The sequence below is a fragment of the Auraticoccus cholistanensis genome (assembly GCF_009742705.1).
Classification (GTDB): Bacteria; Actinomycetota; Actinomycetes; order Propionibacteriales; family Propionibacteriaceae; genus Auraticoccus; species Auraticoccus cholistanensis.
The window spans coordinates 252,412-273,388 of the sequence record NZ_WPCU01000007.1 but is presented as its reverse complement, the minus strand read 5'-3'; the positions used below and the strand labels follow the sequence as shown (position 1 = coordinate 273,388).

Sequence of the window (20,977 nt, the reverse complement as noted above, 5' to 3'; positions counted from 1 at the left end):
CACTGCACGGCGCGCCGCCCGGCCGCGGCGAACCGCGGACCCCCGCCCCCCGGGTCAGGCCTCGAACTTGTAGCCGAGCCCCCGCACGGTGATGAGGTGCACCGGACGCGCCGGGTCGGGCTCGATCTTGGACCGCAGCCGCTTGACGTGGACGTCGAGGGTCTTGGTGTCCCCCACGTAGTCCGCGCCCCAGATGCGGTCGATCAGCTGGCCCCGGGTCATCACCCGGCCGGCGTTGCGCAGCAGCATCTCCAGCAGCTCGAACTCCTTGAGCGCGAGCTTGATCCGCTGGCCAGACACCGACACCTCGTGGCGCTCCACGTCCATCCGCACGCCGCCGGCCTCGACCACGTCGGGCAGCAGCTCGACCTCCTGGCCGCGGCGCAGCACGGCGCGGATGCGGGCGACCAGCTCGCGGTGGCTGAACGGCTTGGTGACGTAGTCGTCGGCGCCGAGCTCCAGCCCCACGACCTTGTCCACCTCGGTGTCGCGGGCGGTGAGCATGATGACGGGGACCGGTCCCCGGGCCCGCAGCTGGCGGCAGACCTCGGTGCCGGGGAGCCCGGGCATCATCAGGTCCAGCAGCACGATGTCGGCGCCCACCCGGTCGTACTCGGCCAGCCCCGCCGAGCCGTCGGGGGCCTCGACGACCTCGAAGCCCTCCTTGCGCAGCATGAACCCCAACGCGTCCCGGTAGGACTCCTCGTCCTCGACCACGAGAACCCGTGTCATCTCTCCTGCTCCTGTTCCTCGTGCAGCTCGGCTGCGTCCCGCTGGGCCGCGCCCGCGTGGCCCGGCACCTCCACGTGCTCGGGCAGGGTGATGCTGAACGTGGAGCCCTGCCCGACCTTGCTCCACACCCCCACGTCGCCGCCGTGCGCGGCGGCCACGTGCTTGACGATCGACAGCCCCAGGCCGTTGCCCCCGTTGGCCCGGCTCCGGGCGTAGTCCACCCGGTAGAACCGCTCGAAGATCCGCTCGAGGTCGGCGGCGGCGATCCCGATGCCGGTGTCGCTGACGCGCATCTCGACCAGCTGGTCCTCCCCACGCACCGTCCGGCGGGAGGAGACCGTCACCCGCCCGCCGGGCTCGGAGTAGAGCACGGCGTTGCGGACCAGGTTGCTGACCGCCATCGCCAGCTGCGCCTCGTCGCCCATCACCACCAGCCCCTCGTCGCGGGCCACGACCAGCTCGATCTGGCGGTCGACGGCGTCGACCCGGCAGACGTCCACGGCCTCGGCCAGCACCTCGTCCACCGAGACCCGCTTGGGAGCCAGCAGCGGGTCGTCGCCCTGCACGCCGGAGAGCTGGATGATCTGGGCCACCAGCCCGGCCAGCCGGTTGGACTCGTGCTGCATCCGGGCGGCGAACGAGCGCACCGTGCCGGGCTCCTCGGCGGCCTCGGTGACGGCTTCCGACAGCAGCGAGATGGCGCCGATCGGCGTCTTCAGCTCGTGGCTGACGTTGGTCACGAAGTCGCGGCGGATGGCCTCCAGCCGTACCGCGGTGGTGCGGTCCTCGGCCAGGATCACCACCAGCTCCTCGCTGAGCGGGGCGACCCGCACCGAGAAGTGGCTCTGCTGGTCGCCGCCGCGCACCAGCTCGAGGTCGACCGACTGCACCTGGCCGGTGCGCCGGGCCTCGCGGACCAGCTCCAGCATCTCGCGGTGCACCACGCGGGTGCCTCGCACCAGCCCGACGCCGCGGGCCTGGTCGGTGGCCTGCAGCACCTCGTCGTGGGGACCGACGACCACCCCGGCGGAGCGGAGCACCCCCAGCATCTGCGAGACCCCGTCGGGTACCTGCACCTCGGTCACGTTCAGCCGCTCCTGCACGGTGGGACGGGTCCGCGCCCGGGACAGGACGACCCAGACGGCCACCGTCGCGCCGAGCACGGCGCCCAGCACGGCTGCCAGCAGGAGGTCCACGGACGTTCACTCTAGGGGCACCCGGACGTCGTCTCCTGCCACGCAGACCCCCCTGCGACCAGCCGTCGACCACCGTTCACCTGGCGTTCACCCCGGCGGTCCTCCCCGGTAGCGGGTGGGCCTAGGGTTGACTCGCACCCGTGTGCGCGGCAGCGACGCACCGGAGGCGTGGCACACCGATCGTCGACCAGTCAGGAACCCCCGAAATGCGTGAGACGTACCGTGAGCAGCTCGAGAGCGTCATCGAGGACCTGGTCTCGATGTCGGAGTCGGTGAAGGTGGCCGTCCGGGACAGCACGCGGGCCCTGCTCGAGGCCGACGACGCGATCGCGGAGCGGGTGATCACCGACGACGAGCGGCTGGACCGGATCGCGGAGGACATCGAGCACCGCTGCTTCTCGCTGCTCTCGCTGCAGGCCCCGGTGGCCGGCGAGCTGCGGATCGTGGTGTCGGCGCTGCGGATGGACGCCGAGCTGGCCCGGATGGGCGACCTGGCCGCGCACGTGGCCAAGGTGGCGCGGCTGCGCTACCCCGAGATCGCGGTGCCCGAGAAGCTGCGGCCCAACTTCACCCGGATGGCGGAGATCTCCGAGCGGATGGTCGGCACCGCCGGACGCACGCTGAAGTCGCGCGACATCGAGCTGGCCGAGGCGCTGGCCCGCAACGACGAGGAGATGGACGACCTGCGGCGCAGCCAGTTCCGGCTGCTGCTCGGCGACGACTGGCCCTACGGGGTCGAGGCCGCGGTGGACGTCGCGCTGCTGGGCCGCTACTACGAGCGGATCGCCGACCACGCCGTCTCGATGGGCCGCCGGGTCATCTACGTGGTCACCGGCGCGGTGCCGGCCGGCAGCGCGCAGTGGCCGTGAGCCGCGGGCGAGCCGCTCAGCGGGTCAGGACCGTGGCCGTCCCCGGCGTGCTGACGTCGGCGCCGTAGCTGATCCGGCCGCCGAAGCGGCGGCGGGTGTAGGGCCGCTGCACCGTGACCGGCGGCGACCCCAGGTGCTCCAGGCTGACCTCGACCGCGTCGGAGCCGAGGGCGGGCACGTGCACGTCGAGGACCAGGGCCACCGCGCGGAGCGGCTGCTCGGGCGCGCGGAGCGAGCGGCGCAGCGCCGCCAGCAGCTCGCCGGGGCCGGGACGCTGCCGCTCGGCCTGCGGGGCCGCCAGGTGCTGCTGCCCGTCGAGGTCGACCACCACCGCGAAGGGCCAGAACTCACCGTGGCTGGACAGCTCCTGGTGCGCCCTGCGGAAGGCGACGGGGAGCAGCCGCTCGAAGTCGTCGCGGGCCTGCCTGCTGGCGTCCTCGGGCCACTGCAGCTGCGACATCGTGAGCACTCCTGAGGGTCGGTCCGGGTCGGGTTCGGGGCCAGCAGTCAAGCACGGATGGCCCGGGTTAGCATGATCGCGACCAGGCGGGGGCTCGGTCGGCGACCGACCTGGACGGAGGACCGTGCGCGAGCAGCAGCACTGGCAGGCACTGCGGGACCTGCACGTCCTGGACACGCCCCCCGAGGAACGCTTCGACCGCGTGGTGCGGCTGGCCCGCAAGCTCTTCGACGTGCCGATGGTCGGGGTGAACCTGGTCGCCGAGGACCGCCAGTGGACGAAGGCCGAGGTGGGGTTCAGCAGCCGGGAGCTGTCGCTGGAGGAGTCCTTCTGCCGCCACACCCTGGTCCGCTCGGAGGCGATGGTCGTCCCCGACGCCCGGCTCGACGAGCGGTTCGCCGACAACCGGCTGGTCACCGACGAGCCCGGGGTCCGCTTCTACGCCGGTCAGCCGCTGCGGGCGCCGAACGGGCAGCGCGTCGGCGCGCTGTGCCTGCTCGACCACACCCCGCGCGAGCTCAGCCCCGACGAGCTCGACCTGCTCCGCGACCTCGGCAGCTGGGTCGAGAAGGAGCTGGCCATCGACGAGGAGCTGCTGCGGGCGCAGCGGGTCAGCCGGCAGCTGCTCCCCCGCCGCGCCCCCGACGCCCCCGGCTACGACGTCGCCGGTCTGGCGCTGCCGGCCCGCGAGCTGGGCGGCGACTTCTACGACTGGTACGAGGCCCGGGGCGGGCTGCAGCTCGTGCTGGCGGACGTGATGGGCAAGGGCCTGCCCGCGGCCATCATCGGCGCGGGCGTGCGGGCGGTGCTGCGGGGGGCCAGCCGGTTCAACCTGCTGCCCGAGGCGGTGATCCGCGCCGCCGCGAGCCTGGAGGAGGACCTGGAGGAGACGGGGTCCTTCGTCACCGGCTTCGTCGCCCGCCTGGACCGGGGCACGGGGACGGTGGACTACGTCGACGTCGGGCACGGCCTGGGCATGGTGCTGCAGCCCGACGGCGGGGTGCGCCGGCTCCGCGCCGGCGGTCTGCCGATGGGGACCCTGCCCGGGGACGTCTGGGAGAGCGGGCGGACCGTGCTGGCTCCCGGTGAGGCGCTGGTGATGGCCAGCGACGGGCTGCTCGACTACTTCGACACCCCCGCCGACGCGCTGCGCGCCACCCAGGAGGCGAACGCGTCGGCCGCCGACAGCACCGAGCTGCTCGACGTGCTCGCCAGCCTGGTCCGCGGCAGCGCCCCGGCCGACGACGTCACCGCGGTGGTCGTGCGACGGGAGGCCCGCCCGTGAGACTCGCCCTGATCCGGGTGCTGGTGACGCTGACCCTGCTGGCCGGGACCGTCTACGTCAGCTGGCGCTGGCTGTTCTCGGTGAACTGGGAGTACTGGTGGATCGCGGTCCCGCTGGTGCTGGCCGAGACGTACACGCTGGTCGACGCGGTCCTGTTCGGGCTGACGGTGTGGCGGCTCAAGCGCCGCGGCGAGCCGCCGCCGCCTCCGGAGGACGCCACCGTTGACGTCTTCATCACCACCTACGACGAACCCGTGGAGATGGTCACCGCCACCGCGGTCGCCGCCCTCGACATCCGGCACCCGCACCGCACCTGGGTCCTCGACGACGGTGACCGTCCCGAGATGCGCGCGGCCGCCGAGCGGCTCGGGGTGGGCTACCTGACCCGCAGCGAGGACTGGCGCGACCGCCCGCGCCACGCCAAGGCCGGCAACCTCAACAACGCGCTCTTCCAGACCGAGGGCGAGTTCCTGCTGATCCTGGACGCCGACCAGATCCCCGACCCAGCCATCCTGGACCGCACCCTCGGCTACTTCCGCGACCCGCGGGTGGCGCTGGTGCAGACCCCGCAGTGGTTCACCAACGTCACCGAGTCCGACCCGCTGGGCAGCCAGGCGCCGCTGTTCTACGGCCCCATCCAGCAGGGCAAGGACGGCTGGAACGCGGCGTTCTTCTGCGGCTCCAACGCCGTGCTGCGGCGGGAGGCGCTGATGCAGCTCGGGCTGGTGGGCTACGTGCGCGAGACGCACCAGGCGGTGCAGCAGGCGCTCGCCACCGCCTCCCGGCTGGTGGCCCGGACGCTGCGGCGGGCCCGGCGTGACGGCGACCCGGCCGGGGAGGTGCTCGTCGACGTCCAGCAGGCGGTGGCCGGGGCCCGCCGCGCCCTGGCCGGGGGCGAGCCGCTGGCCGAGGTGACCGGCGCCTTCCAGCGGCGGCTGCGGGAGCTGTCGCGGGAGCTGGTGGGCGCCGACCTGCAGGCCATCCAGGCCGACCTGGGCGAGATCGCCGAGCTGGGGATGGAGCAGGACCAGGAGACCGGGCTGGTGGTGGTCGACGAGGCCGCCCTGGACCGGCTGGCGGAGCGGGAGTGGTCACCGCTGGGGGCGATCGCCTCGGTGGCGGAGCTGCTCCGCTCGGTCGACGTCGACCGCGGCGACGAGGCACAGCCGATGATGCCCATGGCAACGGTGTCGGTGACCGAGGACATGGCCACCTGCATGCGGCTGCACGGCCTCGGCTGGCGCTCGGTGTACCACCACGAGGTGCTCGCCCACGGGCTGGCGCCGGAGGACCTGCGGACCATGCTGCAGCAGCGGCTGCGGTGGTCGCAGGGGACGCTGCAGGTGCTGCTGCGGGAGAACCCGCTGGTGCAGCGGGGCCTGACGTGGGGTCAGCGGCTGATGTACCTGGCCACGATGTGGAGCTACCTGTCGGGGTTCGCGGCGGTGGTGTTCCTGGTCGCGCCGGTGCTCTACCTGTGCTTCGGGGTGCTGCCGGTGGAGGCCTTCGGGCTGCAGTTCCTCTCCTTCTTCATCCCCTACATGGTGCTCAACCAGCTGCTCTTCGCGGTGGTCGGCTACGGGGTGCGCACCTGGCGCGGCCACCAGTACAGCCTCGCGCTGTTCCCGCTGTGGATCCGGGCCTGCGTGACGGCCGCGGCGAACGTGTGGTTCGGCCGGCCGCTGGGGTTCGTGGTGACCCCGAAGACGGGCGTGCGGGGGCGGCAGCCGTTCCCCTGGCGGCTGGTGCTGCCCCAGCTGGTGGCGGTGACGGCCCTCGTGGTCGCGTGCGTCGTCGGCGTCGTCCGGCTGTGGACGGGGGCGGCGAGCAGCACCATCGGCACCGCGGTCAACGTCGCCTGGGTGGCCTACGACCTGCTGGTGATGAGCGTGATCTTCCAGGCCGCGCGCTACCGGGCGCCGGGACGAGACGAGGAGCTGGTGTCCTGATGGAGTTCTCCACGAGCGAGCAGCCGGGGGCCGTGGTGGTGCACTGCCGTGGCCGGCTCAACATGGTGGCCGCGCCGCGGCTGAAGGAGCTGCTGAGCAGCACCGTGGAGTCGGGCGGGCAGCGGGTGGTGGTCGACCTGACCGGGACCGACTTCGTCGACTCCTCCGGGCTGGGCGCGCTGGTCGGCGGGCTCAAGAGGTGCCGCCAGGCCGGCGGCGACCTGCGGATCGCCGGCGCGGGCCAGCAGGTGCTGACGGTGCTCTCGCTGACCAACCTGGACCGGGTGCTGCGGCCCTACGCCGACGTCGCGGCAGCCGTCGATGGCTGGTGACTACAGCCTGGACGGGCTGGCCGTGCCGGCCAGCCTGGAGGAGCTGCACGAGCTGCTGGAACGGGTCGGCACCGAGCACCCCCAGGTGGCGGCCGAGGACCTGATGATGCTGGAGACGGCGCTGGTGGAGGTGGCCGCCAACGTCATCGACCACGGCCGTCCCGCCGGCTCGGTGCTGTGGACGGTGCGGCTCGCCGTCCGCGACGACCGGCTGGAGTGCCTGCTGTCCGACACCGCCCAGCCGGCCGACGTCGACCTGGGCGCGGCCTCGCTGCCCGAGGACCCCGAGAGCGAGCACGGGCGCGGGCTGGTGCTGGCGCGCGCCGCGCTGGACCGGCTGGAGCACGTCCGGGTCGCCGGGGGGAACGTGTGGCGGCTGGTGCGGCTGCGCCGCTGAGCAGCCCCGTCGTCCCGGCGCTGCGTCAGCGGCTGCGGGACCAGAGCCGTCGCACCACGTCCTCGATGTCGGGCTCGGCCACCGACAGGTCGCGCACCTCGGCGGCGCGCTGCACCTGCGCCAGCACGGCCGCGGCGGTGGTGCGGGTGGGGTCGAAGGCGAGGTGCTGGCGCACCCCGTCCCCCTCGCTGCCCAGGTGGCGGGTGCCGGGCACCTGCAGCGGGGCGACCGGCTCGGCCAGGTCCACCACCAGCACCCGCTCGGCGGCCACCGTGGCGGCCAGCCCGCTGAGGCTGCCGTCGTAGGCGAGCCGGCCGTGGTCGACCACCAGCACCCGCTCGCAGAGCCGCTCCACGTCGCCCATGTCGTGGGTGGTCAGCAGCAGCGTGGTGCCGCGGCTCCCCCGCTCGTGCACCAGGAACTCCCGCAGCCGCTGCTTGCTGAGCACGTCCAGGCCGATGGTGGGCTCGTCCAGCACCACCAGCTCGGGCTCGTGCAGCAGCGCCGCCGCCACCTCCGCGCGCATCCGCTGCCCCAGCGAGAGCTGGCGCACCGGCGTGGCCAGGAAGCCGCCGAGCTCGAGCTCCTCCACCAGCTCGGCGCGACGGCGCCGGGCCCGGGCGGGCTCCAGCCGGTGGATGGCGGCCAGGATGTCGTAGGACTCGGCCAGCGGCAGGTCCCACCACAGCTGGGAGCGCTGCCCGAAGACCACCCCGATGCGGCGGGCCAGCCGCCGGCGGGCGCGGACCGGGTCGGTGCCGCAGGTGCGCACCGTCCCCGAGGTCGGCACCAGGATCCCGGCCAGCATCTTGATGGTGGTCGACTTGCCGGCACCGTTGGCACCGATGTAGCCGACCGCCTCACCGGGCCCGACGGTGAACGTCAGCCCGTCCACCGCCCGCACCTGCCGGGCGCGACGCCGCAGCCTGCGCCCGGGCACCGGTTCCCGGACGGTGAAGTCGCGCACCAGCCGGTCCACCTCGACCACCGACATCTCAGCCTCCTGCTCCCTGGTAGTGACGCACCCCGGCGCGCCAGACGAGCCCGGCGACCAGGCAGGACCACAGCGCGGCCAGCGGCAGGCACCAGGCGAGCCAGGCCGGCAGCAGGCTCGGGCCGGGCAGCCCGAGGACGACCAGGGTGGGCAGGTAGCCCACGAAGGCGGCCGGCACCAGGTAGCCGAAGGTGAGCTTGAGCACGGTGCCGAAGACCGAGGCGGGCTGGCTGGCGGCGTAGGAGCTGCCGTAGGTGAAGGAGTTGGTCAGCTCCGCCCCGTTGACCAGCCAGAACTGGCAGCCGGCCGCGGTGACGAACTGCGCGGCGAACACCACGGTGCCGAAGACCAGGCTGAGCGCCACCACGGCGGCCGCGCGCGCGGGGTCGGGGACGTCGTTGACCGACAGCCCCCACACCAGCGCGATCACCCCGACCCCGATCCGGGTCAGCCGTCGCAGGCTGATCTCGGAGGTGACCAGCTGGGCCAGCAGCGGCTGCGGCCGCAGGTAGAACACGTCGATGGTGCCCGCCTGGATGTAGCGGGGCAGCCGGTCCAGGTGCCCGACCACCAGGTCGGCGGTGGCGAAGCAGATGTTGCTCAGCCCGAACACCAGCAGCACCGCGGCGAAGGAGAGCCCGCCCAGGACGTCCACCTGGGAGAACACCACCCAGGTCTCGGCCAGCTCGACCACCCCGACCAGGAAGGCGGTGGCCAGGTCGGTGGCGAAGGACGTCCGGTAGGAGGCCTGGGCGCGCACCCGCGAGCCCAGCACGGCGCGGTAGGCGGTCAGGTCGGCCCGCCAGGTCGTCTCAGCCACCCTGCACCTCCAGGTGCCGGCGTCCGAGGGTGGCCAGCAGCTGGGCCAGCAGCAGCATCCCCAGCAGCCAGCCCGCCTGGGTGGCCAGGTGCGACCAGGCGTCGAGGCCGACCACCCGCCCGCTGAGGACGTCCACCGGGTACTGCAGGAAGGTGGGGAACGGGGTCAGCGCGGCCAGGCCGCGCAGCCAGCCCGGGAACAGGTCGACGGGCACGAAGAGCCCGGCCAGGAAGGTGGCCACGATGCCGTACAACGCGTTCAGCCCCCGGGTCTCGACCAGCCAGAAGCCGGCCAGCGCCACGCAGTGGGCCCCCAGGTAGGAGCCGGCCACGGCCAGCACCACGCTGACCGCCCCCAGCAGGTAGGGCGCGACCCCGCCGGGCAGGAACCAGCCGACCGTCAGCGTCCCCACCACCACCGCCGGCACGCCGCGGGGCAGCAGCGTGAACAGCCCGCGCCCGAGCGCCATCCACAGGTGCCCGGCCAGCAGCGACACCGGGCGCAGGAAGTCCACCGCGATGTCGCCGGTCTTGATACGCTCCCCCACCGCCGTGGTCGGCACCATCAGCAGGACCGCGCCGAGCAGCGCCTGGGAGATCCACACGTAGGCGGCCAGGCTCTCGCGGGTGTAGCCGGCGAAGGCGCCGGTGGAGGCGTCCAGGGCGGCGAGCAGCACGGAGGCCCGGATGAACCCGAAGACGCAGTTGGTGGCCAGCCCGGCCACCATGGCCAGCCGGTACTGCGACTGCTGGCGGAAGCCGGCGCGGACCAGCTGCCACGTCCCCACCAGCCACGTCCCGACCAGCCACGTCCCGGTCGACCACCTGGGGGCCGCCGGTGGGCGCGCCGGTGTGATCAGGGACACAAGCGCAGGAACCTACTCCGCTCCCCGGGCGGGGTCAACGCCCTTTCTCAGGCGGTGCCGTACTCGGCGCGGTAGGCCTGCAGCGCCGGCAGGTGCTCGGCGTGCTGCCCCGTCTCGGTGAGGTGCTCCAGCACCTGGTCGAGGGTGACGATGGCCAGCACCGGGCAGCCGTGCTGCAGCTCGACCTCCTGGATCGCCGAGAGCTCGCCGCGGCCGCGCTCCTGCCGGTCGATGGCCACCACGATGCCGGCGAGCTCGGCCCCGGCCGCGCCGACGATCTCCACCGCCTCGCGGATCGCGGTGCCGGCGGTGATGACGTCGTCCACCACCAGCACCCGCCCGGCCAGCGGGCGCCCGACGATGGTGCCGCCCTCGCCGTGGTCCTTGGCCTCCTTGCGGTTGAAGGCCCAGGGCAGGTCGCGGCCGTGCTGCTCGTGCAGCTGGACGGCCGTGGCCGAGACCAGCGGGATGCCCTTGTAGGCGGGCCCGAACAGCATGTCGGCCTCGACGCCGGCCGAGACGACGGCGGCGGCGTAGAAGCGGCCCAGCCCGGCCAGGGTGGCGCCGGAGTCGAACTGGCCGGCGTTGAAGAAGTACGGCGAGCGGCGCCCGGACTTGAGGGTGAACTCGCCGAAGCGGAGCACCCCGTGCTCGATGGCGAAGGCGATGAACTCCCGCTGGTGCGGTTGCAGGGCCACCGGCTACTTCTTCTGCTTGCCCTGGTTCTTGACCGCCTCGATCGAGGCGCGGGCCGCCTCGGGGTCGAGGTAGCGCCCGCCCGGGGTGAGGGGGCGCATGTCGGCGTCCAGCTCGTAGAGCAGCGGGATGCCCGTGGGGATGTTGAGCCCGACCACGGCCTCGTCGCTCATGCCGTCGAGGTGCTTGACCAGGGCCCGCAGCGAGTTGCCGTGGGCGGCGACCAGCACCGTCCGGCCCGCGCGCAGGTCGGGCACGATCGCGTCGTACCAGTAGGGGATCATCCGCACCACGACGTCGGCCAGGCACTCGGTGCGGGGACGGGCCTCGGTGGGCAGCGCGGCGTAGCGGGGGTCGTCGAACTGGGAGAACTCGTCGTCGACCTCGATCTGCGGCGGCGGGGTGTCGTAGGAGCGCCGCCAGGTCATGAACTGCTCCTCGCCGAACTCGGCCAGGGTCGCCGCCTTGTCCTTGCCCTGCAGGGCGCCGTAGTGGCGCTCGTTGAGCCGCCAGGAGCGCTTGGTCTCGATCCAGTGCCGCCCGCACGCCGCCAGCGCGATGTTGGCGGTGTGGATGGCCCGGAGCAGCACCGAGGTGTGCACCACGTCCGGCAGCAGCCCCTGCTCGGCCAGCAGCTGGCCGCCGCGGGCGGCCTCGGCCGCGCCCTTGTCGTTGATGTCGACGTCGACCCAGCCGGTGAACAGGTTCTTGGCGTTCCACTCGCTCTCGCCGTGACGGAGCAGGACCAGGTTCGCTCGTTCGCTCATGCGCGGAACTCTAGTGGCTGGAGGTGCGCCAGAATCGGGCCATGCCTGCTTCCGAGACCACCCGACCGACCGCCGTGGTGACCGGCGCCAGCAGCGGCATCGGCGCGGCCACCGCCCGCGCCCTCGCCGGCGAGGGGTTCGCCGTCGTCTGCGCCGCCCGACGTGAGGAGCGGGTCCGCGCCCTCGCCGAGGAGATCGGCGGGACCGCGCTGCGCTGCGACGTCACCTCCCCCGCCGACGTGGCCGCCCTCGCCGAGGCGGTGGGGCCGAGCTGCGCCCTGCTGGTCAACAACGCCGGCGGCGCGTTCGGGCAGGAGCCGGTCGCCGAGGCCGACTTCGAGGCCTGGCAGCGGATGTACGAGACCAACGTGGTCGGCGCCGGCCGGGTCACCAAGGCGCTGCTGCCGGCGCTGCGCCGGGGCCGCGGCCAAGTCGTGTTCATCACCTCCACCGCGGCCGACGCCAGCTACGAGGGGGGCGCGGGCTACAACGCGGCCAAGTCGGCCGAGCGGGCCGTCGTGGGCGCGCTGCGGCTGGAGATCGTCGCCGACCCGGTGCGGGTGGTCGAGATCGCCCCCGGCATGGTGGCCACCGAGGAGTTCAGCCTGACCCGGTACGGCGGGGACGCCGAGCGGGCGGCGGCCGTCTACGCCGGGGTCGCCGAACCGCTGACGGCCGAGGACGTCGCCGAGTGCGTGCGGTGGGTGTCCTCGCTGCCCTCCCACGTCAACATCGACCGGATGGTGGTGCGGCCCCGGGCGCAGGCGGCCCAGCACAAGGTGCACCGGGAGCAGCCCGCCCAGGGCTGAGCGCCGGCGGCTCAGCAGCGGCCGGCCGCCTCGGTGACCTGCCGCAGCCGGCGGGCGTGCTCGCCGGTGAGCTGACCGGGCTCCAGCCGCCACGACCAGGTGGCCGCGGTGCCGGGCGTGTTCATCCGGGCCTCGCTGCCGAGGCCGAGGACGTCCTGGACCTGGGCCATGGCGATCCGGCACGGCGAGGCCTGGGCGAGCTCGATCATCGCCCAGGCGGGCTCGTCCTCACCGGAGCGGACGCCCGCGGCGCGCCACGCCCTGCGGACCTCGCGGCGGCGTCGCTCGGGCAGCTCGGTCCACCAGCCCACCACCGTGTCGTTGTCGTGGGTGCCGGTGTAGACGACCTGGTTGTGCTCGAGGTTCTCCGGCTCGTGGGACTCGTCCTCGTCGTCGGGGTTGAAGGCGAACTGCAGCACGGCCATGCCGGCGAAGCCGAGGTCGCGCCGCAGCCGCACCACCGGCTCGTCGATGTCGCCGAGGTCCTCGGCCAGCACCGGCAGCGGCCCCAGCTCGGCGGCGGCGGCGTCGAAGACAGCCCGGCCCGGGCCGGTCTCCCAGCGGCCGTTCTCGGCGGTGGGGTCGCCCGCCGGCACCGCCCAGTAGGCGGAGAAGCCGCGGAAGTGGTCGAGCCGGACGAGGTCGAACAGCGCGAAGCTGCGGCGCAGCCGCTCCACCCACCAGCGGTAGCCGTCGGCGGCGAGGGCGTCCCAGTCGTAGAGAGGGTTGCCCCACAGCTGCCCGGTCTCGGAGAAGGCGTCCGGCGGCACCCCGGCCACCGCGTCGTCGCGGAACAGCCCCGGCCAGGCGCGGGCGTCGGCGCTGCCCGGGGCGACGTAGATCGGGACGTCGCCCAGCACCTGCACCCCGCGCCCGGCGGCGTAGCGGCGCAGCTCGGCCCACTCGCGGTCGAAGCGGACCTGGTCGGCCAGGTCACCGCCGGCGGCCCGCCAGGACTCCGTCCAGTAGGACTGCTCGGCCACGAAGGCGGCCAGCTCCTCCTCCGTCACCGGCGCGTCGGGGTGCTCCAGCAGCGCGGGCCAGGCCGCGAAGGCCGACGGGGAGGCGTAGGGCGAGCCGTGCTCGTCGGGCACCGAGACCGGCAGCACCTGCCACACCCGTTGGCCGGCCGCGGCGAGCCAGTCGACGAACTCCCGGGCGGAGGGGCCCAGCCGGCCGTCGGGCAGGGAGGTGATGTGCAGCTGGACGCCGCTGGCGCGCTCGGGAAGCATGCCGGAAGCCTGCCACGTGGCCCCGCCCCAGCCGCCTCCGGGGCGTCGGGCCCAGGTGCGCGCCGGTGCGGAGCCGGGTCACCCGTTCCCCGCACCCCGGCAGCATGCGGACCGGAGGCGGCCGCACCCCGGGCCCTGGCAGGATCGGGGCCCATGACCTTCCTCGACCTCGCGGTGAGCGAGGACGGCGGCCCGGGCCGCTTCCTGCGCGACGGCCAGCCCCACACCATCGTCTCCGGTGCGCTGCACTACTTCCGGGTCCCCCGGGCGCTGTGGGGGGACCGGCTGCAGCGGCTGGCGGCGATGGGCTGCAACACGGTGGAGACCTACGTCGCCTGGAACTTCCACGTGCGCCGACCCGACGCCGAGCCGGACCTCACCGGCGACCGGGACCTCGGCGCGTTCCTGGACGAGGCGGGGCGGCAGGGCCTCGACGTGCTGGTGCGTCCCGGCCCCTACATCTGCGCCGAGTGGGACCTCGGCGGGCTGCCGTCCTGGTTGCTCGCCGAGGAGGGGCTGCGCACCCGCGAGCGCGGGGTGAACCTGCGCACCGCGGACCCGGCCTGGCTCCGGCACGTCGACGCCTGGTTCGACCGGCTGATCCCGGTGATCGGCTCCCGGCAGGTGTCGCAGGGCGGGCCGGTGGTGGCCGTGCAGGTGGAGAACGAGTACGGCAGCTTCGGCGACGACCGCGGCTACCTGCAGCACCTGGCCGACGGCCTGCGGGCGCGCGGCATCACCGAGCTGCTGTTCACCTCCGACGGGCCCAGCAGCCTGATGCTGCGCGGCGGCACGCTCGACGACGTGCTGGCCACGGTCAACTTCGGCTCCCGCTCGACCCAGGCGTTCTCGACCCTCCTCGCCGAGCGGCCGGGCACCCCGACCATGGTGATGGAGTTCTGGAACGGCTGGTTCGACCACTGGGGTGGCCCGCACCACGTCCGCGACGCCCAGGACGCCGCGGCCGAGCTCGACACCATGCTGGCCGGCGGGCACTCGGTGAACTTCTACATGGGCCACGGCGGGACCAGCTTCGGGGTCTGGGCCGGCGCCAACGCCGCCGACGACGGCACCCTGCAGCCCACGGTGAGCAGCTACGACTACGACGCCCCGATCGCCGAGGACGGCACGCTGACCCCGAAGTTCTGGGCGTTCCGGGAGGTGGTGGCCGCCCGCACCGGACGCGAGCTGCCCGAGCCGCCGGCCCCGGCGCCCCGGCAGCGACCGCGGGACGTGGAGCTGACTGGCCCGGTGCTGGGCCTGGAGCAGGTGCTGGACGCCGTGGCGCCGGTGCGGGCCGCCGCGCCGCCGTCCATGGAGGACCTGGGGATCCACCACGGGGTGGTCCGCTACCGGACCGAGGTCGCCGGCCCGGAGCAGGCGACGCTGACCCTGCCGGGTGTGGGCGACCTGGCCGCGGTCCGGCTCACCGGGCCGGACGGGCAGCAGCAGCAAGGGCTGGTGTCGCAGCTGCGGGTGGACCCGGCGTTCGTCGACCGGGTGGAGCTCGACGTGGCCGCCGGCACCTCCCAGCTGGACGTGGTGGTGGCCAGCCTGGGGCGGGTGAACTTCGGCCCGCTGCTCGGCGACCGCAAGGGGCTGCACTCGGCGCGGCTGTCGTACCAGCACCTGTTCGGCTGGAGCGCGCAGGGGCTGGACCTGACCGAGCTGCCCGAGCTGGACTGGTCGGCGGCGGCGGACGGCAGGACCGACGGGCCCTGCTTCCAGCGGGTGGAGCTCGAGGTCGACTCCCCCGCCGACGCCTGGCTGTCGGTGCCGGACGGCCACCACGGCTACCTGTTCCTCAACGGCTTCAACCTGGGCCGGTACTGGAACCCGGCTGGTCCCACCCAGGCGCTCTACGCCCCCGCGCCGCTGTGGCGGACCGGGGTCAACGAGGTCGTGGTGTGCGAGCTGGTGCGTCCGGGCCGGCGGCTGCAGGTGCTGGACGAGCCCCGGCTGGGGCCTGCCGAGAGCGCCCCGGCGTCCTGAGCGGGCGAGGACGGTGTGCCGGCCACCTCGGTGGTCCGGACGGGTGCCGTCTCCCTCGGCGCGGGTGACCGTCGCGTCGACGTCACGTCCGGCAGCGACGGGGATGGTGCGGCAGCGAGGTCCGGGCTGGAGGGCTGTTCCTCCGCCGTCCAGCGCGGGCCAGGCGTGCACAGCAGGAGTGACGCAGCGGCGGCCACCGGGACGGCGCGGGCGATGGTCCGGCCGGGCACCGCGCGGGTCAGCTGCTCGGCGTCCCAGCGGATGCCGGGTCGCGGTGGGCGGCTCACGGCAGCAGAACTGTCAGAGGCGGTCCCTAGATTGAGGTCGTGAGCAAGACCCGCAGCGACGCCGCCACCGTGCTGGCCGACGTGCGCGCGCTGCGCGAGGCGGAGGAGGCGGCGGCCGCCGGGCTGCTGCGCCAGGCGGTCGTCTGGGCCGACCTCCACCCGGTGGTGGACGAGGGGCTGGCTGCCACCGCCAGCCACCGCGGCTACGACACCGGGGTCCCGCTGGCCGGTGAGGGTACGCCCGCGGTGGACGCCTCCTGCGTGGCCGAGCTCGCCGCCGCGCTGCACTGCTCCACCGACGCGGGGCAGGCGCTGCTCGGCCAGGCGCTCGAGCTGCGGCACCGGCTGCCCCGGCTGTGGGCGCAGGTGCACCGGGGCGTGGTGCCGGCCTGGCAGGCCCGCCGGGTCGCCGCCCGCACCATCCCCCTCAGCCGTGATGCGGCGGAGTTCGTGGACGCCCAGGTCGCCGCCGTGGTGGGCCGCATCGGACCCACCCAGCTCGACCGGCTCATCACCGCCGCCATCCTGCGGTTCATGCCCGAGGAGGCCGAACGGCAGCGGCTGGCCGCCGCCGACGGCCGCCGGTTCGACATCCACCACGACACCACCGGCCACCAGCACGGCCTGGCCGAGGTGACCGGCTGGCTCGACCTGCCCGACGCCCTCGACCTCGACGCCGCCGTCACCGACGGCGCCCAAGCCCTCGCCGACGCCGGCTGCCAGGCCTCCCTCGACGTCCGCCGGTCGATGGCCGTCGGCGAGCTCGCCCGCCGCCAACCCGCCCTCGACCTCACCACCTCCTCCGACAGCGAGCCCGCCACTCCGTCCGAGGGTGCTGGGGCGCCGGTACCGCGACCGCGGGTACCCGTGACGCTGTACCTGCACCTGCCCGCGGAGTCCCTCGCGTCAGGCACCGCCCCGGGGTGGGTGGGCAACACCGGCACCCCGGTCACCGCCGGGCAGATCCGCGACTGGTGCGGCCGCCCCGGCACCCGGATCACCGTCCGACCGGTTATCGACCTCAACGAGACGGTCACCGTGGCGGGGTACGAGGTGCCCGAGCGGATCCGCGAGCACATCGCCCTGCGCGACCGGACCTGCGTCTTCCCCTGGTGCAGCCGACCGGCCCACCCCCACCCACGACGCACCCACCGGGCGGACGGGGAGCCGGCGTGGTCGACCGACGCCGACCACATCGTCCCCTTCGCCGCCGGCGGCACCACCGCCACCGACAACCTGGCCCCGCTGTGCCGGCGCCACCACCGGCTCAAGACCTTCGCCGGCTGGAGCTACCACGTCCTCGGGCCGGGTCGCTACCTGTGGCGGAGCCCGCACGGGCACGGCTACGCACGTGGGCCCGACGGGACCGTCGAGGTCAGGGGTGGCGCGCCGCCGGCCCCGCGACCTCGACCAGCACCTCAGGCCCTGCTGGACCCGGCCCGACAACCGGTCCCGACCGGCTGACCGCGCTCTTCCACCACTTGCGCTCGTGCCCTGCCAGCGCGCCACCGCGCCCGGCTACCGTCGGAGCGTGGAAGAGCAGGACGCCCGCACCTGGGACCGGGAGGCCGCGACCTTCGACGACTCCGCCGACCACGGACTGCGCGATCCCGCCGTCCGGACCGCCTGGGCCGAGCTGCTGCGCCGGACGCTGCCTCCCGCCCCGGCACGGATCGCCGACCTCGGCTGCGGGACCGGCAGCCTGGCCGTGCTCGCCGCGGAGCTCGGCCACACCGTGGACGGCGTCGACTTCTCCCCCAGCATGCTGGCGGTCGCCCGCGCCAAGACGGCCGGCCTCCCCGGCGTCACCCTCCACCTGGGCGACGCCGCAGACCCACCGCTGAGCCCGCACGGCTACGACGTGGTGATGTGCCGGCACCTGCTGTGGGCCCTGTCCGAGCCCGACGCGGCGCTCGGCCGGTGGGTCGAGCTCCTCCGCCCCCGCGGCCGCCTGCTGCTCGTCGAGGGCCGCTGGTCCACCGGAGCAGGCCTCAGCCGCGACGAGACCACGGCCCTCCTCCGCCGGGCGGGGCTGCAGCCCACGGTGGAGCCGCTGGACAACCCTGACTACTGGGGAAGGCCGGTCACCGACGACCGCTACCTCGCGGTCGCGGAGACCGAGCCCGACCGCTGCTGACTCAGCGCCACTCGGCCAGGAACTCCTCCAGCAGCGGCCCGGCCGACCCGGACCCGCTCTCCCCGCCCTCGACGAAGACCGCCACCGCGATGTCACCCTGGAAGGCGACCATCCAGCCGTGGGTCTTCGGCGGGTCCTCCTCGCCGTACTCGGCCGTCCCCGTCTTGGAGTACACCGGCTCGCCCTCGAGGGACTGCAGGAACCGGCCGCTGCCCTCGGTGGTCACCGCCCGCATCAGCCGCTTGAGACCCTCCTGCTCGGCACCGGTGAGCGGCTCGGCCACCTTCTCGGGGTTCTCAGCCCCCTCGGCCAGCAGGTTGGGCGTCACCCGCTGCCCTGCCGCCACGGAGGCGGCCACCGTGGCGATCCCCAGGGCGTTCGTGGTGATCCGGCCCTGGCCGAACATCATCGCCGCCTGCTCGGTCTCGCTCTCGGCCGGCGGCACGGTGCCCAGGGTGAACGGGTAGCCGAGGTCGGCGTCGGTGTTGATTCCCAGCGTCTTGGCCGCGGTCTGCAGGCCGTTCTCGCCGACCCGCTCGTGCAGCCGGGCCAGCGCGGTGTTGCAGGAGTGGGCGAACGCCCGCTCCAGGCTGACCCGCCCCAGCGCGGAGGCCGGGTAGTCGTCGTAGTTGGTGAACTCCCGGCCGTCGACGGTGACCGTGCGCGAGCACTCCACCGCGTCGTCGGGAGTCATCCCGGTGCGCATCAGCGCCAGCGCGGTGACGATCTTGAACGTCGACCCCGGTGGGTACTGGCCCTGGGTGGCGGTGGAGAACCCGTCGGCGGCCGGGCTGGAGGAGACGGCCAGGATGTCGCCGGTGGAGGGCTGGATGGCGACCAGCCCGGCCGGGGTGTCCTGGTCGACCAGGATGCTGTCGGCCACGAGCTGCGCCCGCTCGTCCAGGGTGAGCCGCAGCGGCGTGCCGTCCTCGGCGGGCAGCACGAAGAGCACCTCCTCCTCCGCCTCGCCGCCCTGGCCCCCGCCGCCCTGCTCCTCGCCCTCACCCTCGGCCGGTTCGGCCACCACCTGCACGCCGGGGGTGCCGCGGAGCTGGTCGTCGTAGCGGGCCTGCAGCCCCGACAGCCCCGCGAAGTCACCGGGGGCCAGGTCGCCGTCGGAGGCCTCGATGACCTCCTGGGTGGCCGGCCCGGCCACGCCCAGCACCGGCCGGGCGAAGTCGCGGCTCGGCGCCAGGGGGCGGGTGTCGGGGACCAGCCGGGCACCGGGGATGTCACCGATCGAGCGGCGCAGCCTGCTCACGGTCTGCACCTCCGAGGCCCGGACCACCAGGCCCTCGACGAAGGCCTGCTCGCCGTTGGCCTCCACCGCGGCGACGAAGTTGTCGGCGTCGATCTCGAGCAGCTCGGCCAGCCGCCGGGCGGAGCGTTCCTGCTGCTCGGGGCGCACCTGGGACTTGTCCAGCCCCACCCGCTCCACGTCGCGCATGGTGACCAGCGGCTCGTCGTCGGCGCCGAGCACGTCGGCGCGGGCGGCGTCGGCACGCCGGGTGTCGAGCACCTCGCCCTCACCCAGCCCGGGGGCGAGCGCCGCCGGTGTCCACACCACCTGCCAGTCGGTCTCGGCGTTCTTGACCAGCTCGACGTCGGTGGCGTAGCGCCACGGCTCGGAGTCCGGGCGGACCTGCCAGGTGTACTCCAGCACCCCGCGGCTGCGGGTCCGCCCCTGGTCGACGGTGGTGGTGGTGAAGGTGACGTGGGGGCGCAGACCGTCCAGCTGCTCGAGCACGGCGGGCAGCCGCGCCGCCTCGGGCTGGGTCTCGGGCGTGATCGGCACCCCGGACAGGTCGCCGCGGCTCAGCGCGTCGGTCAGCAGCGTCAGCGTCTCGTCGGGCTTGGTGCGGTCGGCCAGCAGCGAGCAGCCGCTCACCGCCAGCGTCAGCGCCAGCCCGGCGGCGAGCACGCTCCCGCGCCGCCGCGACCCTCCGCCGGATCCTGCCACCGCCGCTCTCCTCACTTCTCTCCCCGCACCTTCGGCAGGTGCTTGCTGAGCTCGCTGCGGAACAGCCGCTGCGCCGCCTCGGAGTCGATCACCCCGTTGACCGTCTCGAGCTTCCCGGCGGCCGCGCGCTGGCACACCACCAGCCAGGCCTGGCCCATGGCGAGCGTGATCCCGCTGGCGACGCCGGCGCCGATCACGCCGCCGGCCACCGAGCCGGCCCCGGGCACGAACTTGAGCAGGTTGGTCACCAGGGCCCGCCCGCCGGCCGTGGCCGCGGCCGAGGACGCCACGGCGAGCATCGCCGCCCGCTCCACCCGCAGCCCGTAGATCTGGGAGATCCGGGCCATCATCGTCAGCTGCAGCGGCACCAGCATGGCGGCGTCGCTGAACGGGATCGGCACGGCCGCCGCTCCGGCGGCCGCGGTCACCGCGGCTCCGATGTGGGCCTGCGCGACCTTCGCCTTGCGGTCCACGTCGATCTGCTGGGCTGCGGTGAGCGCTCCTTCAACACCCTCGGGAGCAACGCGAAAGGTCGCATCGAGCAGCTCCATCAAGCCGTGCGCCGGCTGACCGGTGAACTGGTCCCTCATGGCCTGGACGAGACGCGGGCGCCCGTCGACGATGGGCAGGTCGCGGGCGATGATGTGACGGCCCAGCTCCACCGCGTCGGGGTGGTAGACCCCGTCGCGCATCGGCACCTGGGTGAGCACCACCACCACGGGCAGCCCGAGCCCGGCGAGGTGGGTGACGAACTCGGCCTCGGAGTCCTCGAAGCGGCGGTCCAGCCCCCGCAGGCAGTACCAGGCGACGTGCACCTGCTCCGAGAGCGGCAGCTTGCGGCCCTTGCGGACCATCTCGTCGACGTCCTTGAGCAGGGCCTTGTCGTCACGGCCCAGCTCGAGGCCCTTGGTGTCGACCAGCCCGAGGAAGCCCCGCTTGTCGAGGTAGAGCGAGGAGCCCTCGGTCACCGGCTCGCCGATGCCGGTGCGGGCCACCTCCTCGCCGAAGACGGCGTTGACCAGGGTCGACTTGCCCACCCCGGTCTTGCCGAACAGGGCCAGGTTGAACCGGCCGATCCGGGCCGCCTCCTCGGCGTAGCGGCCGTGGAAGGACTCGGTGAAGAAGTCTCCTGCTGGCACGCGCGCTGGTCCTCTCGCCGGTCGGAGGTGGTCCCCGGGCACGGGGAGTCTAATCGGGC

Annotated in this window: 20 protein-coding genes; 9 read left to right on the top strand and 11 right to left on the bottom strand. The window is 74.1% G+C overall.

Features of this window, described 5'->3' with window-relative positions; genetic code table 11:
* Positions 1 to 54: 54 nt before the first annotated feature.
* Positions 55 to 732 carry a response regulator transcription factor gene (locus GC722_RS12265; RefSeq protein ID WP_156610460.1) on the bottom strand — a complete coding sequence of 226 codons (678 nt, stop codon included), beginning with the start codon at positions 730 to 732 and terminating at the stop codon, positions 55 to 57.
* A complete protein-coding gene (locus GC722_RS12260; RefSeq protein WP_331714752.1) occupies positions 729 to 1,928 on the bottom strand; it encodes a sensor histidine kinase in 1,200 nt (399 codons plus the stop codon). The genes GC722_RS12265 and GC722_RS12260 overlap by 4 nt, the downstream gene beginning before the upstream one ends.
* 206 nt (positions 1,929 to 2,134) lie before the next feature.
* Here GC722_RS12260 and phoU point away from each other — a divergent pair, with 206 nt between their 5' ends.
* The gene (gene phoU / locus GC722_RS12255; protein WP_156610458.1) at positions 2,135 to 2,797 is read left to right on the top strand and encodes a phosphate signaling complex protein PhoU; all 663 of its coding nucleotides are present in this window, start codon (positions 2,135 to 2,137) and stop codon (positions 2,795 to 2,797) included.
* 16 nt (positions 2,798 to 2,813) lie between these two features.
* On the opposite strand, the gene GC722_RS12250 is transcribed toward phoU, so the two are convergent.
* Positions 2,814 to 3,257 (bottom strand): hypothetical protein, encoded by a 444-nt coding sequence (locus GC722_RS12250; RefSeq protein ID WP_156610455.1) that lies wholly within the window; start codon positions 3,255 to 3,257, stop codon positions 2,814 to 2,816.
* A 124-nt stretch (positions 3,258 to 3,381) separates the two neighbouring features.
* Here GC722_RS12250 and GC722_RS12245 point away from each other — a divergent pair, with 124 nt between their 5' ends.
* From GC722_RS12245 to GC722_RS12230, 4 genes are read left to right on the top strand one after another with little or no spacing between them, the layout of a single operon-like run.
* On the top strand, positions 3,382 to 4,542 hold the full coding sequence (locus GC722_RS12245) for a PP2C family protein-serine/threonine phosphatase (RefSeq protein WP_197430098.1): 1,161 nt from the start codon (positions 3,382 to 3,384) through the stop codon (positions 4,540 to 4,542).
* Entirely contained in the window at positions 4,539 to 6,491 is a 1,953-nt protein-coding gene (locus GC722_RS12240; protein ID WP_331714751.1) for a glycosyltransferase, read from the top strand. Before GC722_RS12245 ends, GC722_RS12240 begins: the two co-directional genes overlap by 4 nt.
* A complete protein-coding gene (locus GC722_RS12235; RefSeq protein ID WP_156610453.1) occupies positions 6,491 to 6,823 on the top strand; it encodes an STAS domain-containing protein in 333 nt (110 codons plus the stop codon). The genes GC722_RS12240 and GC722_RS12235 overlap by 1 nt, the downstream gene beginning before the upstream one ends.
* The gene (locus GC722_RS12230) at positions 6,813 to 7,220 is read left to right on the top strand and encodes an ATP-binding protein (protein ID WP_156610451.1); all 408 of its coding nucleotides are present in this window, start codon (positions 6,813 to 6,815) and stop codon (positions 7,218 to 7,220) included. Before GC722_RS12235 ends, GC722_RS12230 begins: the two co-directional genes overlap by 11 nt.
* 25 nt (positions 7,221 to 7,245) lie before the next feature.
* Here GC722_RS12230 and GC722_RS12225 read toward each other — a convergent pair whose 3' ends face one another.
* The 5 genes from GC722_RS12225 to GC722_RS12205 all read right to left on the bottom strand — a co-directional run bounded on the left by GC722_RS12225 (position 7,246) and on the right by GC722_RS12205 (position 11,362).
* Positions 7,246 to 8,214 (bottom strand): ABC transporter ATP-binding protein, encoded by a 969-nt coding sequence (locus tag GC722_RS12225; protein ID WP_156610449.1) that lies wholly within the window; start codon positions 8,212 to 8,214, stop codon positions 7,246 to 7,248.
* A gap of 1 nt (position 8,215) precedes the next feature.
* Complete coding sequence (locus GC722_RS12220) at positions 8,216 to 9,034, bottom strand: ABC transporter permease (RefSeq protein WP_331714750.1); 819 nt, start codon at positions 9,032 to 9,034, stop codon at positions 8,216 to 8,218.
* Positions 9,027 to 9,821, bottom strand: a complete 795-nt coding sequence (locus tag GC722_RS12215) for an ABC transporter permease (RefSeq protein ID WP_331714749.1) — start codon at positions 9,819 to 9,821, stop codon at positions 9,027 to 9,029. Before GC722_RS12215 ends, GC722_RS12220 begins: the two co-directional genes overlap by 8 nt.
* A gap of 125 nt (positions 9,822 to 9,946) precedes the next feature.
* A complete protein-coding gene (pyrE, locus tag GC722_RS12210) occupies positions 9,947 to 10,597 on the bottom strand; it encodes an orotate phosphoribosyltransferase (protein WP_456298116.1) in 651 nt (216 codons plus the stop codon).
* A 3-nt stretch (positions 10,598 to 10,600) separates the two neighbouring features.
* On the bottom strand, positions 10,601 to 11,362 hold the full coding sequence (locus GC722_RS12205) for a phosphoglyceromutase (protein ID WP_156610448.1): 762 nt from the start codon (positions 11,360 to 11,362) through the stop codon (positions 10,601 to 10,603).
* Positions 11,363 to 11,403: 41 nt separating this feature from the next.
* On the opposite strand from GC722_RS12205, the gene GC722_RS12200 reads away from it, so the two are divergent.
* Entirely contained in the window at positions 11,404 to 12,171 is a 768-nt protein-coding gene (locus GC722_RS12200; protein ID WP_156610445.1) for an SDR family NAD(P)-dependent oxidoreductase, read from the top strand.
* Positions 12,172 to 12,182: 11 nt separating this feature from the next.
* Here the strand turns inward: GC722_RS12200 and GC722_RS17795 are convergent, their stop codons facing one another.
* On the bottom strand, positions 12,183 to 13,403 hold the full coding sequence (locus tag GC722_RS17795; RefSeq protein ID WP_197430091.1) for a 4-alpha-glucanotransferase: 1,221 nt from the start codon (positions 13,401 to 13,403) through the stop codon (positions 12,183 to 12,185).
* A gap of 153 nt (positions 13,404 to 13,556) precedes the next feature.
* On the opposite strand from GC722_RS17795, the gene GC722_RS12190 reads away from it, so the two are divergent.
* The 3 genes from GC722_RS12190 to GC722_RS12180 all read left to right on the top strand — a co-directional run bounded on the left by GC722_RS12190 (position 13,557) and on the right by GC722_RS12180 (position 17,819).
* Positions 13,557 to 15,395: a glycoside hydrolase family 35 protein gene (locus GC722_RS12190; RefSeq protein WP_156610443.1), complete on the top strand. Its 1,839-nt coding sequence runs from the start codon at positions 13,557 to 13,559 to the stop codon at positions 15,393 to 15,395.
* A gap of 326 nt (positions 15,396 to 15,721) precedes the next feature.
* Entirely contained in the window at positions 15,722 to 17,146 is a 1,425-nt protein-coding gene (locus GC722_RS12185) for an HNH endonuclease signature motif containing protein (RefSeq protein ID WP_156610441.1), read from the top strand.
* Between the two features lie 67 nt (positions 17,147 to 17,213).
* Positions 17,214 to 17,819, top strand: a complete 606-nt coding sequence (locus GC722_RS12180; RefSeq protein ID WP_197430089.1) for a class I SAM-dependent methyltransferase — start codon at positions 17,214 to 17,216, stop codon at positions 17,817 to 17,819.
* Between the two features lies 1 nt (position 17,820).
* Here the strand turns inward: GC722_RS12180 and GC722_RS12175 are convergent, their stop codons facing one another.
* Positions 17,821 to 19,779, bottom strand: coding sequence for a penicillin-binding transpeptidase domain-containing protein (locus tag GC722_RS12175; protein ID WP_156610438.1), 1,959 nt, complete (start codon positions 19,777 to 19,779; stop codon positions 17,821 to 17,823).
* A gap of 11 nt (positions 19,780 to 19,790) precedes the next feature.
* A complete protein-coding gene (locus GC722_RS12170; RefSeq protein WP_331714748.1) occupies positions 19,791 to 20,918 on the bottom strand; it encodes a GTPase family protein in 1,128 nt (375 codons plus the stop codon).
* Positions 20,919 to 20,977 lie beyond the last annotated feature (59 nt).